The 17647-nt window shown below is 41.8% G+C and carries 21 protein-coding genes, 1 tRNA gene, 1 pseudogene and 1 riboswitch; of the genes and pseudogenes, 10 read left to right on the plus strand and 13 right to left on the minus strand.

Going from position 1 to position 17647, the window contains the following annotated elements; genetic code table 11:
* Nucleotides 1-4: 4 nt before the first annotated feature.
* Nucleotides 5-391: a spore coat protein gene (locus tag NYE53_RS06430; protein WP_251186934.1), complete on the minus strand. Its 387-nt coding sequence runs from the start codon at nt 389-391 to the stop codon at nt 5-7.
* Between the two features lie 159 nt (nt 392-550).
* On the opposite strand from NYE53_RS06430, the gene yjcA reads away from it, so the two are divergent.
* The 4 genes from yjcA (at nt 551) to spoVIF (ending at nt 2010) form a co-directional block, all read left to right on the plus strand.
* Nucleotides 551-907 carry a sporulation protein YjcA gene (gene yjcA, locus NYE53_RS06435; RefSeq protein ID WP_003244844.1) on the plus strand — a complete coding sequence of 119 codons (357 nt, stop codon included), beginning with the start codon at nt 551-553 and terminating at the stop codon, nt 905-907.
* A 278-nt stretch (nt 908-1185) separates the two neighbouring features.
* The gene (locus NYE53_RS06440) at nt 1186-1392 is read left to right on the plus strand and encodes a hypothetical protein (protein WP_003244769.1); all 207 of its coding nucleotides are present in this window, start codon (nt 1186-1188) and stop codon (nt 1390-1392) included.
* An 81-nt stretch (nt 1393-1473) separates the two neighbouring features.
* Nucleotides 1474-1623, plus strand: a complete 150-nt coding sequence (gene yjcZ, locus NYE53_RS06445) for a sporulation protein YjcZ (protein ID WP_003232872.1) — start codon at nt 1474-1476, stop codon at nt 1621-1623.
* A 132-nt stretch (nt 1624-1755) separates the two neighbouring features.
* Nucleotides 1756-2010, plus strand: coding sequence for a sporulation-specific transcription regulator SopVIF (gene spoVIF / locus NYE53_RS06450; protein WP_003232870.1), 255 nt, complete (start codon nt 1756-1758; stop codon nt 2008-2010).
* Between the two features lie 73 nt (nt 2011-2083).
* Here spoVIF and NYE53_RS06455 read toward each other — a convergent pair whose 3' ends face one another.
* Nucleotides 2084-4363, minus strand: a complete 2280-nt coding sequence (locus tag NYE53_RS06455) for an ATP-dependent helicase (protein ID WP_339247819.1) — start codon at nt 4361-4363, stop codon at nt 2084-2086.
* 116 nt (nt 4364-4479) lie between these two features.
* Here NYE53_RS06455 and NYE53_RS06460 point away from each other — a divergent pair, with 116 nt between their 5' ends.
* On the plus strand, nt 4480-4734 hold the full coding sequence (locus NYE53_RS06460; RefSeq protein WP_003232866.1) for a hypothetical protein: 255 nt from the start codon (nt 4480-4482) through the stop codon (nt 4732-4734).
* 70 nt (nt 4735-4804) lie between these two features.
* Here NYE53_RS06460 and NYE53_RS06465 read toward each other — a convergent pair whose 3' ends face one another.
* Genes NYE53_RS06465 through NYE53_RS06475 form a run of 3 tightly spaced genes read right to left on the minus strand, consistent with a single transcriptional unit; the run spans nt 4805 to nt 6505 of the window.
* On the minus strand, nt 4805-5227 hold the full coding sequence (locus NYE53_RS06465) for a GNAT family N-acetyltransferase (RefSeq protein ID WP_003245407.1): 423 nt from the start codon (nt 5225-5227) through the stop codon (nt 4805-4807).
* A 3-nt stretch (nt 5228-5230) separates the two neighbouring features.
* A complete protein-coding gene (locus NYE53_RS06470) occupies nt 5231-5746 on the minus strand; it encodes a YjcG family protein (protein ID WP_003232861.1) in 516 nt (171 codons plus the stop codon).
* Nucleotides 5747-5782: 36 nt separating this feature from the next.
* Nucleotides 5783-6505 (minus strand): esterase family protein, encoded by a 723-nt coding sequence (locus NYE53_RS06475; RefSeq protein WP_106073823.1) that lies wholly within the window; start codon nt 6503-6505, stop codon nt 5783-5785.
* A 167-nt stretch (nt 6506-6672) separates the two neighbouring features.
* A riboswitch (SAM riboswitch) is annotated at nt 6673-6792 on the plus strand.
* Nucleotides 6793-6859: 67 nt separating this feature from the next.
* Between NYE53_RS06475 and metI the strand changes: the two genes are divergently transcribed.
* Nucleotides 6860-7981, plus strand: coding sequence for a cystathionine gamma-synthase/O-acetylhomoserine thiolyase (metI, locus tag NYE53_RS06480; RefSeq protein ID WP_032725759.1), 1122 nt, complete (start codon nt 6860-6862; stop codon nt 7979-7981).
* On the plus strand, nt 7974-9146 hold the full coding sequence (gene metC / locus NYE53_RS06485; RefSeq protein WP_339247822.1) for a cystathionine beta-lyase: 1173 nt from the start codon (nt 7974-7976) through the stop codon (nt 9144-9146). Before metI ends, metC begins: the two co-directional genes overlap by 8 nt.
* Before the next feature lie 230 nt (nt 9147-9376).
* On the opposite strand, the gene NYE53_RS06490 is transcribed toward metC, so the two are convergent.
* Nucleotides 9377-9922 (minus strand): GNAT family protein, encoded by a 546-nt coding sequence (locus NYE53_RS06490; protein ID WP_339247825.1) that lies wholly within the window; start codon nt 9920-9922, stop codon nt 9377-9379.
* Nucleotides 9923-9991: 69 nt separating this feature from the next.
* Nucleotides 9992-11182: a DUF819 family protein gene (locus NYE53_RS06495; protein WP_339247827.1), complete on the minus strand. Its 1191-nt coding sequence runs from the start codon at nt 11180-11182 to the stop codon at nt 9992-9994.
* 172 nt (nt 11183-11354) lie between these two features.
* Here NYE53_RS06495 and NYE53_RS06500 point away from each other — a divergent pair.
* Nucleotides 11355-11427 (plus strand) — tRNA-Val (locus tag NYE53_RS06500).
* Between the two features lie 157 nt (nt 11428-11584).
* Here the strand turns inward: NYE53_RS06500 and NYE53_RS06505 are convergent.
* Genes NYE53_RS06505 through NYE53_RS06520 form a run of 4 tightly spaced genes read right to left on the minus strand, consistent with a single transcriptional unit; the run spans nt 11585 to nt 14463 of the window.
* Nucleotides 11585-11884 (minus strand): contact-dependent growth inhibition system immunity protein, encoded by a 300-nt coding sequence (locus NYE53_RS06505; RefSeq protein WP_114168520.1) that lies wholly within the window; start codon nt 11882-11884, stop codon nt 11585-11587.
* A 54-nt stretch (nt 11885-11938) separates the two neighbouring features.
* Nucleotides 11939-12247: a hypothetical protein gene (locus NYE53_RS06510; RefSeq protein WP_003232848.1), complete on the minus strand. Its 309-nt coding sequence runs from the start codon at nt 12245-12247 to the stop codon at nt 11939-11941.
* A gap of 33 nt (nt 12248-12280) precedes the next feature.
* Nucleotides 12281-12673 (minus strand): hypothetical protein, encoded by a 393-nt coding sequence (locus tag NYE53_RS06515; protein WP_339247830.1) that lies wholly within the window; start codon nt 12671-12673, stop codon nt 12281-12283.
* An 11-nt stretch (nt 12674-12684) separates the two neighbouring features.
* A complete protein-coding gene (locus tag NYE53_RS06520; RefSeq protein WP_339247833.1) occupies nt 12685-14463 on the minus strand; it encodes a T7SS effector LXG polymorphic toxin in 1779 nt (592 codons plus the stop codon).
* A 135-nt stretch (nt 14464-14598) separates the two neighbouring features.
* Here NYE53_RS06520 and NYE53_RS06525 point away from each other — a divergent pair.
* Nucleotides 14599-14703 (plus strand): annotated as a pseudogene (locus NYE53_RS06525) (peptidoglycan-binding domain-containing protein); the annotation flags it as partial.
* A 57-nt stretch (nt 14704-14760) separates the two neighbouring features.
* Here the strand turns inward: NYE53_RS06525 and NYE53_RS06530 are convergent.
* Nucleotides 14761-15393 carry a hypothetical protein gene (locus NYE53_RS06530; RefSeq protein WP_339247834.1) on the minus strand — a complete coding sequence of 211 codons (633 nt, stop codon included), beginning with the start codon at nt 15391-15393 and terminating at the stop codon, nt 14761-14763.
* Nucleotides 15394-15590: 197 nt separating this feature from the next.
* Between NYE53_RS06530 and NYE53_RS06535 the strand changes: the two genes are divergently transcribed.
* A complete protein-coding gene (locus NYE53_RS06535; RefSeq protein ID WP_339247837.1) occupies nt 15591-15971 on the plus strand; it encodes a hypothetical protein in 381 nt (126 codons plus the stop codon).
* A 573-nt stretch (nt 15972-16544) separates the two neighbouring features.
* Here NYE53_RS06535 and NYE53_RS06540 read toward each other — a convergent pair.
* Nucleotides 16545-17606, minus strand: coding sequence for a tetratricopeptide repeat protein (locus NYE53_RS06540; protein WP_339247840.1), 1062 nt, complete (start codon nt 17604-17606; stop codon nt 16545-16547).
* Nucleotides 17607-17647: the final 41 nt, after the last annotated feature.

Genomic DNA, 17647 nt, shown 5'->3' on the forward strand with positions numbered 1-17647 from the left:
AGGGTTAAAGGATGTCGAATTCAAGTAGCATACTGTTTAACACCTGAAGCAAGATTTGTACAAAGGTTATTATTTCGTCTGCAGACAAAGTAATCTTGATGTTTCGGCTGTTGATAATTTTAATGATGGTTCTTTTTTTGATTTGAGAGTTATCAAGAATGAGTATTTCGCTTGCTACTGTGTCGGCCAAGTCCTCGTCGGCAATAACGAGCTGTGTCAGCAGGATAATCAATGTTGTAACCAAGGCTTGTATAGAAAGGGCAGATGTTATATGTGACGTATCTATTGTGATATTTTCGCAATCAATCACTTCGATCTGCTGCTCGAATTCGCTTGATAATTGCTCAAATATGTCAGGATGCAGGGATTGAATTTTTGTTTCAAATGACATAACCTTCACTCCTTTCTTATCCATACTCTATATAATGCAAATGGGGTGCAGAGCGGAATAATAAAAATAACCAATTTTCTGCCGGACAAGATACAATTCATGAAGAATAGGGTTTTGGCATATATGTGAAGGGATCATGATTGGCAAAGGAGTGAACGAGTGGTTATAAATGGGCTGACAATTGTTCTTCTATCGCTTGCGGTCTTTCGGCTCGCCCGCCTGCTGGTGTTTGACACGATTATGGCGCCGCTTCGCAGTCTGTTTCATGAAGAGAAGGAAGAAAAGGATGCGGACGGGAACATTGAAACCTATATCGTGATTAAGGGAACCGGTGTCAGGGCGTTTATTGGTGAATTGCTGAGCTGCTATTGGTGCACAGGCGTGTGGTGTGCCGGCTTTTTGATTTTATGCCAGGCGGTGATCCCGCAAGCGGCGCAGTGGCTGATTTTACTTTTGGCGATCGCCGGCCTTGCCGGCATCATAGAAACGCTCGTATCAAAATGGCTGCAAGAATGAGGCATTACCACCAGCAACTTTTCACTAGCATCAGCATAAAGTAGCATATATGACATAAGGAAAGGAAGGGAACAAAATGAATCAATTCAATAAACCTTCCCAAAAATCTCCATATACAGATTCATCGTATCAATCAAAAAAGATAAAAAAGAAAGGCTGCGGGTGCGGAAATAAAAAGAAAAAGCCTCAATAGCCTGGCATAGAAACCGGAGAACTCCGGTTTTTTGTTTTTTAACGGGGCGGCCTGCTCAGCATATATCATAAGCGGGGGGATAAAAGTGAATGAGTTTGAAAAATGGATAGAAGGAAGATATGAACCACACGAACAAAAGCAAAAAGAGCATGAAGACACGATGGGCAGTATCAGAAAAGACTTGGATGCATTTGATAAAGCCGGTCTGGAATTTGAAGATGAGATTGAAGAGCTGGCTGAAAAAACGGAGGCCTTACTTAAAAAACATCAGGCTCAATATGATCAATCGTAAATCCGCAAACGCCCTATGCGAATATCCAAGCCGATCCCAGCAGCTCACATAGTGTATAGAGAGTAAAGGAGGTGCTTATCTATGGGCTTTGGATACGGATTCGGCGGCGGCTACGGCGGCGGCTGTTATGGCGGTTATGCTGGCGGTTACGGCGGCGGCTATGGTTCAACATTTGTTTTGTTGGTCGTATTATTCATTCTCCTCATCATCGTAGGTGCATCTTTCTTTTAAGATGTATTGAGGAAGTACGGGTTATAACCCGTGCTTCCTTGCCTTGTGTTTATTTTTAAAAATGTTGGAAAAGCACATTGTATTATGTGCATTCATACAATACCGTATTACTCCGCCAAAAGGAGGCGCATTATGGATAATCAATTTTTTAAGAATATCGAAAAGAAAACAGGTGTGAAGATGCAGGATGTAATGAATCTTGCCGGATCACTCCAAAACGCTAATTTTAAAGATGAAAATACAGTGCGCAGTGTGATTAACCGCGTAGCGCAGATGGCAAACAGACGCGTGCCAAAAGAATTAGAAGATAAAATTGTGGAATCTATTACAAGCGGAAAAGAAAAGCTTGATTTTGGCACGATTTCTAAAATGATGGATAATAAATAAGTGGATGGCCTGGCTGGCTCACTGCAGCGGGCCTTTTTTTACAGTAAAAACCCGGCAGTTATCTGCCGGGCTGTTAATGATGCAAGGGCTGTCTTGCTTTCTGTAGCAGGGGATACAAAAATCTTGAGCGGTTGGCTGTTTTGCCGCGCCTGTTAGCGGGGGAAGACAAATATAAATGCTGTTTCGCCCGGGTCATGGCTACATATAAAAGGCGTCTTTCCTCCTCAAGAGCGGCCTCGTCTCCTTTTCTTGCCGTTTCTAATGAGAAATCGTGCGGAATCGAGCCGTCTACAGTGCCTAATACGTAGACTGTTTTGAATTCAAGGCCTTTTGACCGGTGAATGGTCATCAGCTGAACGCCGTGTTCATCCGTTCTGTTTTTCTCAGCGGCCCTCATATGGTCTACGTGGGCAAGAAAGTCAGGAATCGTTTTGAACTTCTTGGCGACAACCTTGATGTCGCGCAGGTCATCGGAACCTTTTTCAAGCTTGTTGCCCTCATTGCCCCGCTTTTTTAAATACTCGGAGAAGCCCATTTTTCCTTCTGCAAAGGTGATGGCTTCTACGGGCTTCATCGTGCGGAGGCTTGCAAAAAACGGTACGATTTTCTTGATTTTGTCCAGCTGGAATGGCTTCAGATCAGGCAATTTGGCCAGCGCTTTGATCATGGTACAGTCCTCTGTAATCGAGAGCGCCTTCAGCGTATTCAAAGCGGACTGTTTTAAAAACAAGGCGGGAAGCAAGTGTTTAATCGCTTCGGTGTCATCCTCATTTTGGCTGGCATACAAGTAGGCGAGAATCTGGCGGACGATCCGTCTGCTGTAAAACGATTGGACGCCGCGGTCAGCTGTATACGGAATTGATGATTGATGAAGCCTCTCATATATAGCACGGCCTCCGCTGTTTGTACGATAAAGAACCGCAAAGTCATCTGGACTGGCTCCATTTTGAATTTTTTCTTTGATATCGGAAACGACCATTGTGGCTTCTTCCTCTTCATCGTAAGGATAAAACAGCACAGGGGCCTGAATGTCATCGCGGGCCGCTTCAAGCGTTTTGGCATATCTGTTTTTGTTCTTTTTCACAACGATATCAGCACTAGAGACGATCGGGTGCGTAGACCTGTAGTTCGCAGTTAAATAGATCGTCTTCGCTCCCGGATAATCCTTTTGAAAATCAAGAATGAAAGACGGATTGCTTCCGCGAAACGCGTAGATGGACTGGTCATCGTCTCCGACACAGCACAGGTTTTGCTCCGGGCTGGCGAGCATTTGCATGATTTTGTATTGAACCGGATTAATGTCCTGAAACTCATCAATTAAGATATACGTAAACCGAGATTGATATTGTTCCAGAAGGTCAGGCCGCTCGATAAACAATTCATAGCAGGCTGAAGCCATGTCATCAAAATCAAATTGGCTGTGTTCTTTTTTCTGGCGTTCATAATGTTCATATAAACGATAAACTTGTTTTTCCCACTCATCTTTTAGAGGGATGCGTTCATTTGGGACATAAGTGTTTTTCCAAAAACCGATCTGCTGCAGGGCTTGGTCAACTGGGAATTCTTTCTCATCGATGCCCTCTTCATAGAGTGCTTTTTTGATATATTGTTCCCGCTGCCACTCCATTTTCAGCAGATGCTCACCGTTCCATTTAGCAGAATTAGAGTGATACAAGATCTTATAAAACAGACTGTGGAATGTTCCTGTAACAAGTCTTCTGACTTTTGCCGGCTGTAATCCGTACTGGTTCGCCATACGCTCTTTCATTTCAGCGACAGCTTTTGTTGTAAAGGTGACAAGCAGCATATTTTCAGGCGGTATGCCTAAGTGTTCGATCATGTGGGCGGCACGGGCTGTCAGCACCCGTGTTTTTCCGCTCCCCGCACCTGCAAGCACAAGCAGCGGGCCCTCTGTTTCCGTGACAGCTTTCAGCTGATCCGTGTTTAAACCGACAGACGGAAAAAGGCTCGTATCGGGTTCGATTGTTTTTGGCACAAATGGTGTTCCTGGTTTAATGCTTCTAGGACGGTGCCATTCCGTAACAGCTGGGGACGGGTCAGCGGCGATCGCTTTTCCCTTGGGTAAACGAATGACACCGGATTCCTGATCGTCTTCTTTTTTTTCCTCTTTAGAGGGCTTTGGTTCGCACGCCTCCTCACATGCCGGAAAATCGCCTGGCTGGCGATGGATAAACTCTGGCGGATCGGCGATGTTAAGCCGTAACAAAACGGGCTTTCCGCAATGAGAACAAAATAAATGTCCTTTTATTCCCTCTTCAAAGAGGAATTGATAATGTTCTCTCGAATATGTATGTAAATGTATGATTCTATCATTCAGTCGGGCGCATTTCAAAAAGGGGTCCTCCCAATCAAAAGGTGTTCATTACAGACAATGACTATCATATCAAAAGAAATGTGTTTCAAAAAGTAAGTTTAAGGGAAAAGAGACAGCAGAGGGGTGGGTATTGTATGATATATGCAGGTCAAATTCAGAACCAGCAATACGCTCAATATGCTAATAGAACGATTGGACATAAGCAGGATTATGCCGGAACCGAAAAAATCAGCTATGTGCCGTTTCAGCGGGTATACAAAGAACTGGAAAAGCAGCAGGAGAATCAAACGGCCGCTGAAAGAAAAGTAAACGAAATGAAACGTAAGCGCTCTCTTTATAAGAGGTTGCGAGAAAAAGGAATGGGCACATATATTAATCGATATGTATAAAAAACCGTTCATACCAGAGAACGGTTTTTTATATGCAGTAAAATCCGGATCTCAAAAGATCCGGATGCGTTCAGTCCTTCATCATTTGTAAGTGCGGAATGCCGGCATCGAGGAATTCTTTTTCAGAAAGCACGCGATACCCGTGTTTCTTGTAAAACGGCACAGCCTGTGTTTGCGCGTTTAAAATGAAACCGGAAGCGCCTCCGTCTGCCGCGGCTTTTTCGAGCGCTTTCATAATGATGCCGCCGACACCGGCTGAGCGGTGGCTTTTCAGTACACAAATCCGCTCTAACTTGCCGTAGCCGTCTTTCATGCGCCATCTTCCGGCGCCGACAGGCTTTTCACCGTCATACACGACGATATGCTCTGACTCATTTTCAAGTTCGTCAATTTCTTCTTCAGCAGGCACGTTTTGTTCTTTGACAAAGACTTCTTCTCTTACATAGAATGCATCTTTCAGTTGTTCTTCATTTTTTGCGATAACTGCTTTCAAACATTATTCTCCTCTGCCTAGCAAGAAGGTTTCATATACTGTCCACGATCCGTTTTCCAGCTGGTAAAGCAAGTGGAAACGGTCAACGATTTCTTCATGCGACACTTCCTGCATTTTTAATTGTCCCAGCACATCTGAATGCTCATCGTCGGAAAGATTTTGGCCGACCGTCACATGCGGAACGAAATTATATTCCTGTTCTCCTGCCAACACACCGGTGTATAGCTTTTCATTGAGTGTTTTTAACTCTTCCGTCGGTTCTGCTTTGATGTAAATGACATTATTGACAGGCGCAAATGAGCTGTATTTTGTCATTTTGAGAACGAGTGGGTGGGACTCTTTTGCGATGTTTCTTAAATGTGATACGAGCTGATCCGCTTTCTCCTCCGCGCATTCAAAGGATGCTCTCAGCGTCAAATGAGGCGGGATTAGAGAGTAGCTTGGGTCATAGCGCTTTCTGTAAGAGTTTGCAAGGTCTTGGAGCTTTTTTGATGGAAATAAAACGATACCATATTTCATATTATGTCCCTCCTGGAAATAAAGTATGATAGAGTGTTAAAGCATTTTTTTCAGCGCCGGGGTGATGAGCGGCTGCCAGTATGTCCATTTGTGGTCTCCGTCAAATGGCTCAAAATCATAATCGGAAAGCTTCTTCTCCAGCAGCTGCTTCAGCTCCTGGTTCGGTTCTGTAAAGTCCAGAATGTTCCCGTCTGTCGTGTGGACGTCAGTTTCTTTTGTTCCGATTTGGTGATAAATAGAGAGGTGTTTGATATCATCTGACTGTTTCACGGCTTCTAGTACATGTTTATCAACATAGGGAGACTGCATGATGATGTTGCCAAACATATTCGGATAATCAAGCGCTGTCATAAGTGACACGGTCGCTCCGAGCGAATCACCGATCAGCGTTCGGCCGTAACCGATCTGATAGGTTGGATACTCATCATCTGCAAAAGGAACGAGCTCATGGGCGATGAACCGTTTATACGCCGAAAATTTTGAACCCTCCGGATGATAGGTGTTTCTGCGCTCTTTTACATCCTTATAAGGAACACCGATAATAATGCTCCGGTCTATTTCGCGTTTCGACAGCAATTCCTCAACCTGTCTGCCGATCCTCCCCAGCCTGAAATAATCGTGGCCGTCCTGCGCGATAATGACATGGTATTTATAAAGCGGGGAGTAGTTGGACGGCAGATAAACAAGTAAGGTCATTTCCTCGTTAAGCTCTTTTGAAAAGAATTTCTTTTCTTGCACTGTGCCGTTTTTCGGTGCCATAAAAACATTCCTCCAGGACATCACTATACTTTCTTGCATTTTCAATTATTGTACCATGAATTATTAGAAATTTCTCTCTTTAAACGGTTCGGAACACGAAGAAAAAAGTGTTGAAATAAACTGTGAATTGCGCTAATATAAAACAATCAGAAAATTGAAATCGATATTTCTTATCGTGAGAGGTGGAGGGACTGGCCCTTAGAAACCTCAGCAACCGGCTTGTTTTGCATGTGCAAAGCGCCAAGGTGCTAAATCCAGCAAGCGTTTTTATGCTTGGAAGATAAGAAGAAGCGTTAAACCCCTTCTTCTTATGAAGAAGGGGTTTTTATTTTGAAAAGGGAAGGTGTCAGCTATATGTCACAGCACGTTGAAACGAAATTAGCCCAAATAGGGAACCGAAGCGATGAAGTCACGGGAACAGTGAGTGCTCCTATTTATTTATCAACAGCATACCGCCACAGAGGGATCGGAGAATCAACTGGATTTGATTATGTCCGCACAAAAAATCCGACACGCCAGCTTGTTGAGGACGCCATCGCTAACTTAGAAAACGGTGCGAGAGGGCTTGCCTTTAGTTCGGGAATGGCTGCTATCCAAACGATTATGGCGCTGTTTAAAAGCGGAGATGAACTGATCGTTTCATCGGACCTATATGGCGGCACGTACCGTTTATTTGAAAATGAATGGAAAAAATACGGATTGACTTTTCATTATGATGATTTCAGCGATGAGGACTGTTTACGCTCTAAGATTACGCCGAATACAAAAGCGGTGTTTGTGGAAACGCCGACAAACCCCCTCATGCAGGAGGCGGACATTGAACATATTGCCCGGATTACAAAGGAGCACGGTCTTCTGCTGATCGTAGATAATACATTTTATACACCGGTCTTGCAGCGGCCGCTTGAGCTGGGAGCTGACATTGTCATTCACAGCGCAACCAAGTATTTAGGCGGGCATAACGATCTGCTTGCTGGACTTGTCGTGGTGAAGGATGAGCAGCTTGGAGAGGAAATGTTTCAGCATCAAAATGCGATCGGCGCCGTCCTGCCGCCATTTGATTCGTGGCTTCTGATGAGAGGAATGAAGACGCTGAGCCTCAGAATGCGTCAGCATCAGGCAAACGCGCAGGAGCTTGCGGCGTTTTTAGAAGAGCAGGAAGAAATTTCGGATGTGCTGTATCCCGGAAAAGGCGGCATGCTGTCCTTCCGTCTGCAAAAAGAAGAATGGGTCAATCCGTTTTTAAAAGCGCTGAAGACTATTTGTTTTGCAGAAAGCCTTGGCGGGGTGGAAAGCTTTATTACATACCCTGCGACCCAGACGCACATGGATATTCCTGAAGAGATCCGCATCGCAAACGGGGTGTGCAATCGGTTGCTGCGCTTTTCTGTCGGTATTGAACATGCGGAAGATTTAAAAGAGGATCTAAAACAGGCATTATGTCAGGTCAAAGAGGGAGCTGTTTCATTTGAGTAAACACAATTGGACGCTGGAAACCCAGCTCGTGCACAATTCATTTAAAACAGACGGCGGAACCGGGGCGGTCAGTGTACCGATTCAGCACGCCTCGACTTTTCACCAATCTTCATTTGAAGAGTTCGGGGCATATGATTACAGCCGCTCTGGCACGCCGACAAGAACAGCTCTCGAAGAAACAATTGCCGCATTGGAAGGCGGAACAAGAGGATTTGCTTTCAGTTCAGGCATGGCTGCTATCTCAACAGCATTTTTACTGCTGTCACAGGGTGATCACGTTCTTGTGACAGAAGATGTATACGGAGGAACCTTCCGTATGGTGACAGAGGTGCTGACCCGGTTTGGCATTGAGCATACGTTTGTCGACATGACGGATCGTAATGAAGTGGCGCGGAATATCAAGCCGAACACAAAGGTCATTTATATGGAGACGCCATCAAATCCGACACTTGGGATTACAGATATTAAAGCGATTGTTCAGCTTGCAAAAGAAAACGGCTGCCTGACCTTTCTGGACAATACATTCATGACACCGGCACTGCAGCGTCCGCTTGATCTCGGCGTGGATATTGTACTTCACAGCGCGACAAAATTTTTAAGCGGACACAGCGATGTGCTCTCAGGTTTGGCTGCTGTCAAAGATGAAGAGCTTGGAAAGCAGCTATATAAGCTGCAAAACGCGTTCGGCGCCGTCCTTGGCGTACAGGATTGCTGGCTTGTCCTGCGCGGATTAAAAACGTTGCAGGTCCGTTTAGAGAAAGCGAGTCAAACAGCCCAGCGGCTTGCGGAATTTTTCCAGAAGCACCCGGCGGTCAAGCGCGTGTATTATCCGGGACTGGCTGATCATCCCGGCGCTGAAACCCATAAAAGCCAGTCAACGGGAGCGGGCGCCGTGCTATCTTTTGAGCTTGAAAGCAAAGAGGCCGTTAAGAAGTTAGTCGAGAATGTGTCACTGCCGGTCTTCGCTGTCAGCCTTGGCGCCGTGGAATCGATTTTGTCCTATCCGGCAACGATGTCTCATGCGGCAATGCCTAAGGAAGAGCGTGAAAAACGCGGTATCACTGATGGCCTGCTCCGTCTGAGTGTGGGCGTCGAACATGCAGACGATTTAGAACACGATTTCGAACAAGCGCTGAAAAAAATTGATCCAGTTGCGGTTCGTTAAAAAAGAAGCCGGTGGCCCGGCTTCTCAGATTGTAGACAAAGTCCTAAAACGGTTTCTGTTTTAGGACTTTGTCATCTTTTCAGCGTGATTGAAAACCCTTGAAGTCTAGGAAGGACGAGCATTGGAGCGGAGCGAATGTTATAATTCGTGAGCACTAACGCGCAGGACTGACAACGAATGCGAGGGTTTGTTGACACGCTGAGAAGCCGGGGATGGCCCGGCTTCTTTTATTATTGTTCATCATCAGGATTCAGAATCGCGAGGACTTGATGATCCTCCCAAACGCCATTAATTTTTACATTTTTTCGGGCGATGCCTTCTTTATGAAATCCCGCTTTTTCTAAAACACGCATGGACCCGAGATTACGGGGCATCACACCGGCTTCAATCCGATGCAGTTTCAATTCGTGGAACGCATAATCAACAACCAATCTGACTGCCTCTGTCATAATGCCCTTTCCATTATGGGCTTTGTCTAAAAAATACCCGATGAACGCAGTTTGCAGCGCTCCACGGATGATTTGAAAGAGCGAAACCGTTCCGATTAATCTATCGTCTGATGCTGTAAAGATACCAAAATGATATTCTTCATCTTTCTCAAGTCTTTCCTGATACGCGGTTATTCGTTTTCTTTGCCCCTCAACCGTATAGTAATCGTCTGCGCGTATCATAGAAAACTGTTCGAAAAAAACTCGATTTTCGCTTTGCAGCCGCAGATTTTCTTCGGCATCCGTTACTTCTAAAGGTCTAACATAAATGGTTTTTCCTTTTAACATACAGTGATCTCTCCGTTCTCATGTCAGCATTCCTCTTACATTATTCTCAGGGAAATGCAAATATCCTTTTTATAAGAAGGAAGAAAACCAATTTCCAATAAAAGTGCCAACATAGTTGCCGATTAAGTAGCCGAGCGTACCGACAAGCATGATCGGGGCGACAAGCTCCCGCCATCCCTTGGCAATTGCCATCGCAGCCGCAGTCGTCGGTCCCCCGACAGTAGCGTTGACGGCGAGCAGAATTTCTTCAAGCCGCACACGGAACAATTTTCCGGCAGCTAAGGAAACTGCTAAATTGCTGATCGCAATGATAAACACGAATAATAGAATAAGAGGCGCATTCGTGAAGATTAAGCGCAGATCTGCAGGAATGCCGATCACCACAAAAAACAAATAAATCAAAAAGGTTCCAAGTTCCTGAGATCCATTGAGCCTTTCAAAAAAACGCGGGAAAAGAAAAATGATAAGAACAGTTAAAGATGTAAGCACCAGGTACTGATCGCCAAGCGTACCGGTCAGCAGGGGATGAGAAAAAATGCTTTTAAAATAACCGGAAACCTTCATACTTACCGCAACAAGCGCGAAAGCGGCACCGGCATTAAAAGCGATATCCTTTAAGGAAATATCCTTCCGTTTCCAATAGCTTTCAGCACTGTTTCCGCTGTTTCCATCGGCTTTTACCTTCTCTTCAAACGGCATGGCATAATGCCGCTGAAACCATTTGAGTGCAGGAATGCTGATTAAAATAAAAAACAAAAGCGCCATCATAAAATTATCAGCCACAACGGTAGCCGACACATATTCACCAGGCGTCTCAAATTTTGCCGCCATCGCCGCAAAGTTGACCCCGCCGCCGATATAAGAGGCGCTGATCATCCCGCCGATTTTATCGAGATAGGGAATATGCTGTTTGAGTAGAAAAAAAGCCAGGATACTGCCAAGCACTGTTCCAACGGAGCTAATCAGAAAAATAAACAGCAAACGCCTGCTTTCCTTAAAAATTTGCCGAACATTGATCTGAAACAATAAAAGTGGTATCGCCAGTGGTACCACATAAGACCACACAGTGTCATACACAGGCGACTCAACAGGAAGCACTCCTACATTTGTAAACACCATAGCACCTGCAAGCGCGATAATAGCGCCCGAGACAGCGGACGCCCACTTAAAGCGCTGCTCCAGCCCGATGCTCACTGCCGCCCACACCGCAATAAACCCCCATAATACCCAAACATCATCGGAAGAAATCAAAGAATGCAAAACCCCATCACCTCTATTGTTAGAAAATTAAGACATATTATAATAGCCGGGGAACGGAACAGCAAGTCCAAAAAAAGTTTTTCTAAAAAAGCAGTTGACGAATAGAAGGGAAGGTTATATAATAGAACTTGTCAGAAAGACAACAACATACCCAGCAACACATACATATCATGATTCCGTAGCTCAGCTGGGAGAGCGCTACCTTGACAGGGTAGAGGTCGCTGGTTCGAGCCCAGTCGGAATCATAGCTTAAACCCTTGCGTAGCAAGGGTTTTTTACTTTGCTTATTTATTGATTTTGTCATCATTCATCGAGTTGGGGACGAATTGGGGGCGGAAGTTTTTTTAAGCTGATTTTGAAGTGATTCAAAATCAGCTCTGTTTCTATGCTAGGTTTAATGGATTATAAAGTTTCAATATTCTTTTCTATTTTTTGAATAACTTGTTCGAGCCATACTAATGGAGATACTCCGTAACTACGAATGTCCACTCCGTCAGCAGCTTCATCGATAAAATCATTCTTTTCTTCATCCGAATAATCACTGTTAATAAAATCTTTTAATGCTGCTATATCAGTTTCTTGCTCTTCTTTTGGAATCTCTTCTAAGTATTCGTCCAGTGCTGATTCTGGAGAATCAATATCCTGATGAAAATAACCGCCAAGGAATCCAAATACAGAATCAGAAACTTCGATTTCTATCATTACTTATCACCACCAAGAAACTGGTAACTTTAAATCTGAGAGATGGTACGTATCTTATTCTATATAACTTTCTGCTATATCAATATCATTTGTCATTTCTAAATCAGGGTACTTTTCATCTAATTTTCTTAAACAATTAATAAGTTCTTTGCTTTGCAAACTTTCAGCTAAATCTTCAAATACTTCACTGATCCAATATAAATCTTCTTTATTACAATTTTCTAGATAGCTAATTGAATTTTCCTCATTTTCTGAGAGTACTTCAATTATTTCATCCCAACTCTTTTGAATTTCATAGTCATCATTAAGATTAAGTTCTTTTCTTTTAATTAATATAGCTTCCATTTTTTTCTCTAAGTTCATATTGGTCCTCTTAACTAAGAAGGGCTATTATTTTCAGCGTGCCTTTCCTATTGTTACATCTCCATCATGGAAAAATTCAATAACATAACCAGATTCGCTGAACATGAAAGTATCTGAACCTACAGCAGTTACATCATCAATTACGTTTAAAGCGTTGTCTAAGCTGGTTTTTACAGCTGGATAATCACCATAAGCCCAGAGGAGAATAACATTTTTGTCATCTATTTTATTCTCAATTAACCATTCGTCGATATCTTCAGCATAATCAATAGATCTGTGAGTAGTTACTTCATCCCATTTAATTCTTCCCCATGATGTGAAGGGGAAGCTTTCGCCAAGTTGTTCATGATATTTGCGTGTCTCAGAAATTGTGAGGACTTCTTTGTTATCTCCAAGAGCTTCTAGACATTCTTCGTATAAAGTCATATTAACACTTCCTATTTATTTAAATGTTTTAAAAGGGATTTATAAGTATCTTCGTTTCCGTTAAAAGGTATATAATATTTCTTTGCCTTATCTCCTTTTCCATTTCTATAATCCTCAACATTTATATGAGGTCCCTTTTCGGGGTCATAATCTAATCTCCAAAGGACTTTATTATCTCCAGACATTCGGCCAGTAACTTTACCAAAGCCTGCGCTTTTAGATAAAGTACCTATAAAAGGTTTTGAATCTATTCCTAAATCACCAATTAGATTTAGCGCCTCATTTCTAGCTTGTTCATATGTATCTACCTTTGGAAGCGCGACTTCTCTTGATTTTTTGGAAAGGCCTTTTTTAACTGTCTTGTTGTTTGATGACTTACCATTGATTGATTTAAAGAATACACTATCTTTAGTGGAATCGGCTATTCTTTTTAGGAGCGGCGTATTTTTAACGTTAATAGTATTCCCGGCGTCTTGTAGAATCCCTTCTAATGCAGGAGTATATCGATTAACATAAGGTTTGACAGATGGATTGCCATTCTTAATCTTTTCACTAGCTGCTTTCCCAACTTTAGCAAGATCTTTCGAGCCTGTTGAGACAGAGGACTTTCCACCTTTCAATAACAGAAGACTTCCGCCCAAATAAGTAACATAGTGCAACCGCGTGTATGCATCCCCGTGAATCATTTTTGTATCCCAATTATCCTTCAATGTGTCGACCATACTTTGAAAGGCAGCTTGATAGTCGTATTCCAGAACTGTATCCAGCACTTTTTGAGGATCCTTGTTTAAGTTGTCAATTGTCCAACCGATATTCCATCCGAATTGAATGGCTCCTTCACCGGTATCCTTGGCAAGATCGTATAAACCAACAATCGCACCCTTGGCGCCATCACCTATGATTTGCAACACTTCTTTTCCGTTATCCATGAAAGCTTTACGCTGTTCAAGAAATGAAACAAATTCAAGCTGTTCAGAGGTAAGATTCTCATAGCCGACCTTCTTGGCAGTGTCTAAGTATTCATCCGGATCCGTCACTCCATCAGCTAGCTTCTTCTTCAATTCTTTGATTTCTCGTTCTTTTGCTTCATCTTTCTTGATCTTCAAATAAGCTTCAGTCTGTTTCTCAATATCGCCTTTTTTCTTATGTATGTCACTTTCTCGGTACGCCTTGGCGTTGTAGTGGATGGGTGTAGCATTCTTGCCTTTGCCAGTTGATTCCTCAAGCTTTTGGAAGTCCTTCTTGATGAATTGCTCGTTTGGCTCTGACTGGGCATATTCAGAAACAAGTGCTTCGTCAACGCTGCCTATTTTATTAACTGTTTTTTTGCGTTGGTTCTCCGCATCGGCGAGTTCGTCTTTAAAGGTTTCTGTCGAGAACAAATCAAGCGGAAGGATATCGTCGATATCATGTAAGATATCTTTCATCGCTTTCTTTTGTTCAGACATAATTGATTTTGATTTTGTGTAGGCGTTAGCCAGCTCATGTTCTAAGAAGGATTCTTCTATGTAAGCATCAGATAAACTGGCGTCCTCTAAAGTGCCGGAAATGCTTGTCAAAAAAGCAATTTTCATATCAAGTAAGTCAATCCAATTGTCAGCTACACCTGCGTGATCTTGGTAAAACGCTTTAATGTTGTCGGCGCCTTTGCCGGAAAACTCACTGTCATCTAAATCAGCTACGGCTTTAAAGGCCTTTTTTAGATTGACCATCTGACTTCTTAATTCTTTGTATTCCTTTGCGCGTCTATCTGCTTCTGAAAGCAGTGATTTGGCTTCAAATACTTTCATGATCATATCCTTTCGTTTGAATAGCTCCAACAAGATTTTACCATGGGAAAATGTAGAAATAGACGGGGATGTGATTCAAAAGTGTGAAATGAATAATTTGATCTGTGTCATTTACCTATTTGGATTATATGTTTGGAAACTGATGATGCAGTAGGACGATTCCAGCTGATGAATGGTTTAAATCCTGATGGCATTTATGGTCCTAAGACTAAAGCTAAACTCGAATCTCTTCTTAAATAAAAATAGCCCTCCTCAATTGGAGGGCTATTTTTATTTAATAGAAACGTGATGTGTGTATCAGTTTCCGGTTGCAGTGAATCGTAATTCCATATGGCCGTGGCGGTTACCTCCATACTTTACAAACGTGTAATCAGAATTGGCGATTGCATCCTTAGCCGTTTTATCAATGTTTGCAATTTTCTTGGAAGTGATTTTACCATTCCAGCCAGCAAAACCTGAAGCGGATGCACTTGGCGGGCTTTCCCACTTTGTTATTTTCTTTCCATACTCGTATGAATAGTTGTCACTTACTCGAATATCATATAATTTTATCCCTGTAAACTTTATAGCGTAATAGCCACTTGCAGTTTTATTTTGAATGGCCTGTGTTTTTATCTTTTCCATTCCCATATCTGTACTTACGCCCATTTCCACAGTGAAACCATTACCGAGATCAATTTCTTGATATGGATGATCTTTGCTGACATGCATACTGTTTAAAGCCTTATTCACTTCTTTAACAGTTGGGATTTTCTCAGATGAAAGGGTTCTCAAGTTTTTTTGTTTTGTTACCTCGTGAAAGGTCGACTTATCAATAATCAGATCAGAATTCTTGTCCACTTTTTCGGCAGCATTTGCACTTTGAAGACTAAACAGAGATGAAAAACTCAAAGCTAGGGCAAAAACCACACCCACAAGCAACTTTTTCATTTTATCCCTCCTTAATGTTTTCGTCCCCATCTTATTTTAATGTATAATATTGGTAAAAGAGACGAAAGTAACAAATGGTGCTATTGATTAAAGTATTAGGCTTTGAAGGAGCGGGAAGATTGAAAAGTAAATGAATGGTTTTACCCATTTAAACAACCTTATATCACGTCTATATTGGACTGTAGGGGAGGGATATCATGGTCAAGATCATATTGGCATTTGTTTATCTATTTGGCTTCGTTGTGTTGAGCAATTGGGCTTTCGACGGAATATTTTCCGAGAGCTATTTCTCGCCAATCGGTTTCTTTTGGTCTATTTTATTTACATTTTTCATAGGGGTTTATACCGGCTTGCCTTTAATCTACAAAAAGTTTTCTCAATCAAGCCGTTTGACTTTGAAAAGTAAAAAGCCAATTTATTTCACTATCGGTACAGCTGTTATTCTCTTTGGGCTTTATTTTCTCAAAAACGAAATCGCCCCCTATTTTATTCTATGTGTCTATTTTTTAACTCTGGCATCAGGTATAGCCCTGACCATCTTATTACAGCCTAAAACCAACAACTGTAAAACAGTATAACCAACAAGAATTAATTAAAAGCCCGTCGTTTTTTAGGCGGGCTTTATACAAATTTAATCAAAAGGAATATTTTTAATCAGAAACTTATGTAAGAAAACCCTATAAAATAGGGCTTGGGAATAAAACGTCTGTTCGTGTCAGAACAAAATCGCTACCTTGTGACAGGGTAGAGATCCCTGGTTCGAGCCCAGTCGGAATCATAGTTTAAAACCTTGCGTAGCAAGGGTTTTTTACTTTTAATGGACTGTCGGTTTATTAATGCAGTATATGATTTAAATGAAAACTCAGGAATAATATTGAATTGAGAAGATAAAATAAAACCCCCATTTCTAAAGTCCAAAATGGGGTTATTTCTTAATATCATATTAAGTTGCTGCTCTATCTGCGACCTTATGAGTGGACTGCTCAGAAAGAGCGTATGAAGCGCTGGATACTCCAACAATGCCAAGCAAGAGCGCTAAACAAATTGCAATTTTACATTTTTTCATTTAAATGTTTCCCCCTTGAATTTGTTTACGTGCTTCAATTGCCATTTGATAAAAATCGACCGCATCATGTCTGTCTTCTTTTTGGTCAAAAAATCAGCAACAGCAACAGCGTATTCTTCCATATCACCGTAAAGGTTTTTCTCTTTGAAGAACTTGAACACTTCTCTAAGTGTTTGTAAGTCAAATGAAAATAAAGACCTTTAACCAGTTTTAATTTCTCGGTTACTTCCTGGTTGTTGTGTCGGGCAGCAATCTTCTGACCTTCCTGGTATAATTTTAACGCAGCCTTTAAATCATTCTTCTTTGCTTTGACATACGCCAGATTAAAAATCGCTTTGGACTCATAAATGTGCTTTCGATTCTTATGAATTTCATAGGCGATTTGAAAATGTTTCTCAGCATTGTCAAGTTCTTCAAGATTATTATAACATAATCCCACATTAAAATGAGCTGAACCAATTAAATGTTGTTCCCCTATTTTTATAGCATCATTTAAGGCTTTTTCAGCTGTTTCTAAAGCGTCCTCATAACACATTTTATCTAGCCAGTTCCCAAAGATAACAAACTGACATTGGACCATTTCCTTGCCATATGTAAGGTTCCCCTGAGCATCTTTTTGCTCTTTAAATATAGAGTATGCTCGCTGGGCATAATTCATTGAAAAATGAGTCTCTTTCATATAGTAATAGACTTCTGACATTTTGAAATAGAACTCTGCCTTATCTGTATTTGCGATCTTATCTAATAAATCAAGATATTTTTCGGCTTCGCGATAATATGTTAAAGCAATAACTAAATCTCTCGTTCTAAAATGATACATGCCGGTAAAAAAATGATAATAGAACTCTATTGTATTGGTGAGGGATTCAGGAGCCATATTTTCCCTTGTCTTTTTGAGATCAGCATAAACACCATCTATATTTTTAACAGAGTCAGGTTCGAGATACGAAAGCATTATTTCGTGCCGCAGCTTTAATAGCTGGAGATAGACTGCTACTTTTTCATTTTTCTCCATCATATCGAATTCTTTTTCAACTTTTTGTTTCATTTCTTTTGCTTTCTCAACTCGACCCTGTTTTATGACAACATACCAATGATTAATGTCTGTAGTTACGTAATGATATGGGATTAAATCCGAAACAGACAATCAAATACCTCCTTTTATTTACATATATTTAATATTATACC

The organism is Bacillus sp. FSL R5-0523, assembly GCF_037975295.1.
GTDB lineage: Bacteria > Bacillota > Bacilli > Bacillales > Bacillaceae > Bacillus > Bacillus subtilis.